The 8,848-nt window shown below is 39.9% G+C and carries 4 protein-coding genes; all 4 read left to right on the forward strand.

Annotated features, from left to right (window positions below):
* Positions 1 to 3,086: SusC/RagA family TonB-linked outer membrane protein (locus tag HMPREF1321_RS02585; RefSeq protein ID WP_009421247.1), on the forward strand; the 3,086-nt coding region annotated here is incomplete at its 5' end.
* Between the two features lie 23 nt (positions 3,087 to 3,109).
* Positions 3,110 to 4,804 carry a RagB/SusD family nutrient uptake outer membrane protein gene (locus HMPREF1321_RS02590; RefSeq protein WP_009421248.1) on the forward strand — a complete coding sequence of 565 codons (1,695 nt, stop codon included), beginning with the start codon at positions 3,110 to 3,112 and terminating at the stop codon, positions 4,802 to 4,804.
* A gap of 115 nt (positions 4,805 to 4,919) precedes the next feature.
* On the forward strand, positions 4,920 to 6,614 hold the full coding sequence (locus tag HMPREF1321_RS02595; protein WP_009421246.1) for a right-handed parallel beta-helix repeat-containing protein: 1,695 nt from the start codon (positions 4,920 to 4,922) through the stop codon (positions 6,612 to 6,614).
* Positions 6,615 to 6,725: 111 nt separating this feature from the next.
* Positions 6,726 to 8,171, forward strand: a complete 1,446-nt coding sequence (locus tag HMPREF1321_RS02600) for a beta-N-acetylhexosaminidase (RefSeq protein WP_009421245.1) — start codon at positions 6,726 to 6,728, stop codon at positions 8,169 to 8,171.
* Positions 8,172 to 8,848 lie beyond the last annotated feature (677 nt).

Below are 8,848 nucleotides of genomic sequence, written 5' to 3' on the forward strand. Positions count from 1 at the left end.
GTACTGTTACCGATGAGAAAGGCACTCCTCTTCCTGGAGTGAGTGTGCAAATCAAATCAACTACCCGTGGGGTAGCTACTGATTTTGATGGTAAATATAGCATTGAAGCCTCTCCAGGCAACGTGCTATTGTTCAGTTTTATGGGCTATGCTTCCCAAGAAAAAACCATTGGTAAGGGGGGGGGGGGTAATAGCTTGATTATCAATGTGAAACTAAAAGAGGACACCCAAGAATTAGGTGAAGTAGTAGTAGTGGGCTATGGTTCTCAAAAGAAAGAAAACCTTACGGGAGCTATCGCTACTGTCGATGCTAAGGTGTTAGAAAGTCGCCCCCTTACTACTATCGGACAAGGCTTGCAAGGTGTTATCCCTAACCTCAACATCACTACTAGCAACGGTCGTCCTGGTTCTGGTTCTTCTTTCAATATCCGCGGGTATACTTCTCTCAACGGTGGTTCTCCATTAGTACTTGTCGATGGCGTTCAGATGGACCCTAACCAAATCAATCCTAACGATGTAGAGAACGTTACTGTGTTAAAAGATGCCGCTTCAGCAGCTATATATGGAGGTCGTGCTGCATTTGGGGTAGTTTTGATTACCACCAAAAAAGGTAAGAAAGAAACCCCTATGCAAATAAACATCTCCTCCGACTACTCTATTACACGTCCTACTCGTTTGCCTGACTTGGTAAATTCAGTAGAATACTTGCAAATGTATATGGAAGCTGACCGTACTGGTCGTGCTACCGGCAGTGGGGTTGGTTCACAAAACTTCACTGATACTGACCTTCAAAAAGCGAAAGAGTACTTAGCCAATCCTACGCCTGCCAATTCAGTATATATCGACCCTAACGATGCTCGAAAATACCGATATGTAGGTAATACCAACTGGATAAAAGAAATGTATCCTGGTTGGGCTTCTCAAACTCAGAATAATATATCACTTTCAGGAGGTACAAATAAAACAACTTATTTGGCTTCAGTGGGTATGTTTTCTGAAGATGGCTTGTTCAAAAAAGCCAAACAAAAATTTGAACGCTATAACATTACGCTAAACATTAATACCGATATTACAAAGTGGTTATCTCTCTATTTGAAATCAACAGTCAATCACAAAGATAACGACCAGCCTGCTAATGTAGGTCGTGGATTTTCAGCTGAGCGTTTCGCTACCGATGTGAAACCGTTAATGCCTGTATATCACCCTGACGGACACTTCTCTGGGCAAGGTAACTTTACAAATCCTTTTGCTGTAATTGCTACTGGCGCACGTGATACTTATAAATCAGATGATATATGGATAACCTCTGGTTTTACTCTCACCCCTATAAAAAATGTTAAAATAGTTGGTGATTACACTTGGAATCCTTATCATATAAATAGCAAAAACAACGTAAAGATGTTCAAAGAATACGGTGCCCCCACTGATGGTACTAGTATTTATGACCCCGATAAGGCAACTGATTTGGGTTATTATCCTCATAACAACCCTGCTACTGTGTATGAAGGCAATAGCCACGACCTCTATAAGGCTGCTAATATTTATGCACAATACGAAAATACTTTTGCTGAAAAACACTACTTTAAAGCAATGGTAGGTTATAACCAAGAGTCTAAACATAATGAATCTTTCAGTGTACAAGTGAAAAACTTAGTGAATCAAGACTATCCTTTCCTCAAACTTAATAATGATGATAAACCGAGTGTAGGTAGTGGTATTTCCGATTGGGCACTGATAGGATCTTTCTTCCGCTTAAACTATGTATACAATCAAAAATACTTGGTAGAAGTAAATGGTAGATATGATGGTTCTTCACGTTTCAGTCGTGAAAATCGCTATGTATTTAGTCCATCAGCTTCTTTAGGTTGGCGTATCTCCAAAGAGAAGTTCTTTGAGCCTATTAACAGTGTGGTAAGTGATTTGAAATTCCGTGCCTCATACGGTAAATTGCCTAACCAACAAGTGAACGCTCTTTATCCTTATTTACCTACTATGCCTTATGGTAATCAAACAGGTTATATCTTCGGTACCCAACAGTTGCCTTATGTATCAGCTCCTGGTTTAGTAAGCAATAATTTTACTTGGGAAGAAGTAGCTACTCGTAACTTTGGTGTCGACTTTGGTTTCTTGAACAATCGCTTAACTGGTTCTTTTGATTACTACATCCGCAACACTACGGGTATGCTTGTAAATGGATTAGCACTACCTGCTGTTTTAGGCGTAGGGGCTCCACAACGCAATGCTGCAGACCTTGAAACCAAAGGCTTTGAACTCACTCTCGGATGGCACGATGCTATAGGTGAAGATTTTAAATATGGCGTATCGTTTAACTTAGCGGATAGTCGCTCTTTCATTACTAAATACGATTTGAACCCTACAGGTAGCTTAGGAGATTACTATGTAGGTAGAGAAATAGGTGAAATTTGGGGATATACTACAGAAGGTCTCTATCAAACTGATGAAGATGCTGCTAAACTTGACAAAACCAAATTAGCAGGCTACAAGTGGTTGGCAGGTGATGTGAAGTATAAAGACCTAAACAACGATGGAAAAATCGACTATGGTAAAAATACTTTAGATGACCACGGCGACTTATCAGTTATTGGTAATAACCAGGCACGCTATACCTTTGGTTTGAACTTAAATGCCGAATATAAAGGCTTCGATTTTACTGTTTTCTTCCAAGGAGTTGGCAAACGCGATTATATGTTAAACGATGTGTATTTCTGGGGATTTAGTAATGCCGACGAATGGTCTGTACCTGCAACTAACCAATTAGACCACTGGACACCCGAAAATCCTAACGCTTACTATCCACGTTTGCGCTTCGGTGGTTGGGGAAATACACGAACTCAAACTCGCTATATGCAAGATGCTTCTTACATACGTCTAAAACAAATAACCTTAGGTTACACTTTACCTAAAGAAGTTTTAAGTAATATAGGTTTGCAAAACTTGCGTTTGTTCATCACAGGGCAAAACCTCTGCGAATGGACAAAACTCATCAAATCATACGACCCTGAGCTACTTAGTCAGAATTACCCTATCAACCGTGTGATTACGATTGGAGTTCAAGCTCGTTTCTAATTGATAATTTAAATAGTAATACAATGAAAAGAATATATAAACATATCACATTTATAAGCCTTTTAGGTGCTTTGCTAAGTCAAATAAGCTGTAAAAATGATGACTTCTTAGATAAATATCCTCCTGATGCTTTTAATGAAAAAGGATATTTTAATAGCGATGAAGACTTAAAGATCTTTGCTAACCGTTTTTATGGTGGTTTGCCTGTACAGTTCTTCTATAATGATAACGACTCTGACAATATGGCTCCTAAGAATATGAACAGTTTCTTGGCAGGTACTTACACCATACCTGCTACAGGAGGTGGTTGGAGTATTAACGATTGGAACGGTATTTACAATTGCAATTTCTTCTTGGATAATTACAACCGCTCTACTGGTTCAAAAAAAGAACAATATGCTGCCGAGGTACGCTTTTTCCGCGCTTTGTACTATTGGAATAAGGTAAAGACTTTTGGCGATGTTCCTTTGATTCTTACCAAAGTAAACGATGCCTCTCCTATTATTTTCGGACCTCGTGTAGCTCACAAACAAGTGATGGACAAAGTTATGGAAGATATGAATTTTGCTATCCAAAACTTACCTGAAAAAGCCCAAGCCGAAGCAGGACGCTTACACAAAGACGCTGCTTTAGCTTTAAAATCACGTGTTGCCTTATGGGAAGGTACTTATCGCAAATACCATACATTGGGTGATGAAAGTTCTTGGTTGCAAGCAGCAGTCGAAGCTTCGGAAAGCCTTATTAATTCTGGTAGATATAGTGTTTATACTACGGGTAACCCTGATAAAGATTACCGTAATTTGTTTATTCAGCAAGATTTATCTCGCAACTCCGAAGCTATCTTCCACCGTACCTATATCAAAGGAACAGGCACTCACGGTTATACCCGTACAGCAGGTGAAAATAGCACTGGTTGTAGTAAGGATTTTATCGAATCTTACCTCTTTACTGATGGATTGCCTATTGGCACTACTACCTTCACTTATGACGATAGTACCCCAGCAGGCGAAGCCGCCAACCGAGATCCTCGTTATGCTCAAACAGTCGCTACTCCAGGTTTTGTATGGACTGAAAACCCTGACCCTGCTAAACGCCAAGTAGTAACATTACCGGCTGTAGGTACAGGGCAAACAAGCACTGGTTATTGGCTTATCAAAGGACGTTCCAGTGACCCTGAACAGTGGATTGCTAATCAAAGTGATTTAGACCTTTTTATATTTCGCTATGCCGAAGTATTACTTAATTTTGCCGAAGCTAAATATGAATTAGGTTCTCTCTCTCAAGCTGACTTAGATAAAACTATCAACAAACTGCGCGATCGTGTAGCAATGCCACATCTTACCACTGCTGTAACCGCTGATACTCACGCTATAAACTACGGCTATACCGTTACCCCTTTGTTGTACGAAATACGCCGTGAACGCCGTGTTGAACTCATTGGTGAAGGTTTTCGTATCGATGATATCAAACGCTGGAAAGCTGGCAAGTTGATTGAAAATCCTAAAATTATACGTGGGATGAAGCTCAATGCTGCCTTAAAAGCACAATATCCTGCGAACTCAGGTGTTAGTAATTTACCTGTAGACAGTGATAATTACCTCATTATCTACCCTTCCATTACGGCAGGACACCACACTTGGAACGATAAACTATATCTATACCCATTGCCTATCGACCAGATACAATTAGTAAAATACACACAAAACCCTGGTTGGTAATTTGTACATTTTTTATAATACAAGAGGGCATTTAAAAACTCTCTTTTGCATCAAAAACTTTGTCAAAGTCTTAGGGCTTTGACAAAGTTTGTTATAAATTTACTTACCAAAAACAATGAAAAATTTTAACTTTATATTACTCTTTACGATACTACTTTTAGTAGCTTGCAAAACAGCCGTTACTACCCCTGCTACACCCGCTCAAATGGAAGTAGGTAGCCATAAACATATCGTCCTTAACAAGGATACTTATCATTTTTATCTCAACCAAACTACCGATAAAGAACTCTACATCTCCAACCACGACCAAACCAATCCCAAAAAAGTAGGACTTTATCTCGAAAACTTAAACGATGTAGTGATTGACGGCAGTAACAGCGAATGGCTCTTTCACGGCACTATCTTGCCTATCGTAGTGAAAAACTGTACCAATATCACTCTTAAAAACTTTTCGATAGACTTTGCAACCCCTCATTTGCGTCAGTTGCACATTACCGAAGTAGATGCAAAAAATAACACCGTAAAAGCCCAACTCTACCCCGAAGGAAACTACAAAATCAAGGACGGAAAACTCTTCTTCACTGGCGAAGATTATGAAGAAACTCCCTTTGGAGGTATGATATTCAGAGCTGACAAACGTTTGGCTTATAAGCGAGCCGACGTAAATTTTAATCCTACTAAAATTACCGAAATAGCCCCTAATGAGTTCCGCATCGAAGGCATAGGTGCTAAACCTTATTTGGAAAAAGGAGAGCGTTTTGTATTGCGCACCTACACACGTCCTACACCTGCCATTTTCGTTACTGAAAGCAAAAACGTGAAGTTAGAAAATATAACTGTGCATAACACCCAAGGTATGGGACTCTTAGCCCAACTCACCGAAAATATAACCCTCAACCGCTTTCGCGTAGCTTTAAAAGAAGGCACCGAACGCTATTTCACTACCCAAGCCGATGCAACTCACTTTTCAGCTTGCAAAGGACTCATACGCTCTGAAAACGGAGTCTATGAAGGTATGGCTGATGATGCTATTAACGTACACGGCACTTACCTAAAAGTAATAGCTCGTGAAGATAATCACACTATCAAAGCGCAGTATATGCACCCCCAATCGTGGGGATTCCTCTGGGGCAATGTAGGTGATAAAGTGCAGTTCATTGCCTCCAAGACAATGGACGTTATCGGTGATAAAACCTATCGCATTCAAGCCATTAAAGCCGTTGATAAACCTACCGAAGTAGGTGCTAAAATATTTAAAATCACTTTTAATGAAATACTACCTGCCGAAGTAAACCCCGATACACCTTGTGGGGTAGAAAACCTTACTTGGACACCTGAGGTGATTTTCAAAAACAATATAGTGCGTAACAATCGGGCTCGTGGGGCACTGTTTAGCACTCCTAAAAAGGTCGTCTGTGCCAATAACACCTTCGACCATACTCACGGCACTGCTATCTTACTCTGTGGCGATTGTAATGGGTGGTATGAAACAGGTGCTTGCCACAATGTAATTATCAAAAACAACCACTTCATCAATGCACTTACCGCTAATTATCAATTTACGAACGCTATCATTTCCATCTATCCCGAAATCCCTAACTTAGAAGCACAACAAAAGTATTTCCATTCTAATATTACTATTGAAAACAATGTGTTTGAAACTTTTGATGAGCCTATTCTCTATGCCAAATCAGTAGAGAATCTCATTTACCGCAATAATAAAATTATCAAAAATCAAGAGTTCAAACCTTTTCATTGGAATAAAGAACGTTTTAAATTAGAACGCACTAAGAATGTAAAGATTGATTAATGCACCCTAATAGAATATCACCAAAGCCTCTTTTGCATCGCTACAGTTCCCCCTCTTTAAGGGGAGAGAGGGAGGCTTTTATACTTTTATAATCATTCATTTTCTTATATTATGTCTAAACTATTTTACATCTTACTATTTTTAGCCTTACCACTTTCCGCACAAATCAATGTGGTACCAAAGCCTAATGAGATAACTTATCATAAGGGTACTTGTCCGATAAGTACCAAAATTAGCTATATACAGGATAAGTTTATCAATAATCCCGAAGGCTATCAGCTTATCATCAAACCTAACCAAATTATCATCAAGTTTGCTACCGAAGCAGGAAAGTTCTATGCCGAACAAACCTTCAACCAACTTGTTTTCGGGGCAGAGGTAACACACAAAAAATCTTTGCCTTGTCTTACCATTACCGATGCGCCTCGTTTTGCTTATCGTGCCTTAATGATTGACCCCGCTCGGCATTACTGGAAGATAGACGATATTAAAAAATACATTGATGTAATGGCTCATTACAAGTTCAATTACTTACATTTGCATCTCACCGACGACCAAGGGTGGCGTATAGAAATCAAGAAATATCCTAAACTCACCGAAATAGGGAGCAAACGTTCCGATTTCGAAGGTTCTAAACGCAATAACGAAGGCTTTTATACCCAAGAGCAGATAAAAGATCTCGTACTATACGCTCTTCAGCGCAATGTACAGTTGGTGCCTGAGTTCGATGTACCAGGTCATAGCGATGCTGCCATAGCTGCTTATCCTTTCCTCAGTTGCAACGATACCCTCATTAGGGTACGCACTACCGCAGGTGTTTCTAAGAATTTGTTGTGTGTAGGCAAAAAAGAAGTCTTTACTTTCATCGATGATGTCATTAGCGAATTATCAGCTATTTTCCCCTGCCCTTATTTTCATATTGGGGGTGATGAAGCCCCTATGGACAAGTGGCTTGAACACTCCCCTACTCTCAAACTCAAACAAAGCCTTCACACTACCAATAACCAACAACTGATGAGTGAGTTTTTCAAAAGGGTAAATCGATCATTAGAGAAAAACCACAAGCGTCCTCTTATTTGGTTAGAGTTAGAAGTCCCCTCCTATCCCAAAAATAGTGTGATGTATCTATGGCGAATGCGTACTACTCCGCAAGTATTGGAGCGCGCTAAAAAAGATAATTTCAAACTGATTTGTTCCCCCGGTGAATACGCCTACTTCGATTATCCACAAGCCAAAAACGATTTGCCTAATGTAGATTGGATGCCTACCCTCACCCTACAACGCGTATATGAATTTAATCCCGCCTTTTCGCTCACAGCCGAAGAAGAAAATCAATATATTTTAGGAGTTGAAGCTACTTTGTGGGGCGAAAGTGTGAAAGATGTATTCCGCGCTTTTTATATGACCTATCCTCGCGCTTTAGCCTTATCCGAAGCAGGGTGGACAGAGATGCCTAAGCGTGATTGGCAACAATTCACCCAAAAGTTAGACCTCCAATTGCAATATTTGCTACACAAAGGCATTAATTATCATCCCCCAGTAGAATTGCATCAGTAACTGTCTATTACTAAATGTCAGTTCGATATATATAATACTGATTTACAGCTGTGTTTACATTGTAATCTGTGAAATCCAGCAACGTAGTTGCCAATCTGTGCCCATCACATTTGTCAATTATCAATTGTCAATTGGGCTATCCGTGCAATCCGTGTAATCTGTGCGAGGCTTTCAGGCAACTTGTTGCCTTTTTATTTGATTTGTAAAGATTTGTAGGATTTTTATAGCGTAAGCTACACTTTTCTTACCTCAATATATAATATTATTTTTAAATTGCCTGTCGCACTACGACGACCTAACTCCTCTGACCTTCTCCTAAAACTCCTACGAACCTTCTGCCAGCGTACCTCTCACTTTTCCGTCATTATATTCCCCTTCGAAGATAGCCAGGCACAGCTGAGTATTTGCCTTACAAGAGCGGAGTATGTGTAAGGGGGGAGGTTTCCTCCGCTTTTCCGTTCCTACATTCCCCCTCTCCTTGGGAGAGGGACGGGGGTGAGGATTCCTTTTCTTTCGTCTCGAAACCCTGTTTTTAACATTTTTTGTATCGCTGTATTATACTATGAGTCAACTAATTATACACCCTTCCTATACCAATCGTCCAAGATTCGTATAAGCTTCCTATAAGCTCTCTATAAGCTAACCCCACCCTCATTACACCCTTTTTTCACCAAAAA

This window comes from Capnocytophaga sp. oral taxon 412 str. F0487, from assembly GCF_000271925.1.
Taxonomy (GTDB): Bacteria; Bacteroidota; Bacteroidia; order Flavobacteriales; family Flavobacteriaceae; genus Capnocytophaga; species Capnocytophaga ochracea.

Coding starts and splice junctions, on each gene's coding strand:
- HMPREF1321_RS02600 (WP_009421245.1), top strand. CDS start 6,726: ATGTCTAAACTATTTTACATCTTACTATTTTTAGCCTTACCACTTTCC.
- HMPREF1321_RS02590 (WP_009421248.1), top strand. CDS start 3,110: ATGAAAAGAATATATAAACATATCACATTTATAAGCCTTTTAGGTGCT.
- HMPREF1321_RS02595 (WP_009421246.1), top strand. CDS start 4,920: ATGAAAAATTTTAACTTTATATTACTCTTTACGATACTACTTTTAGTA.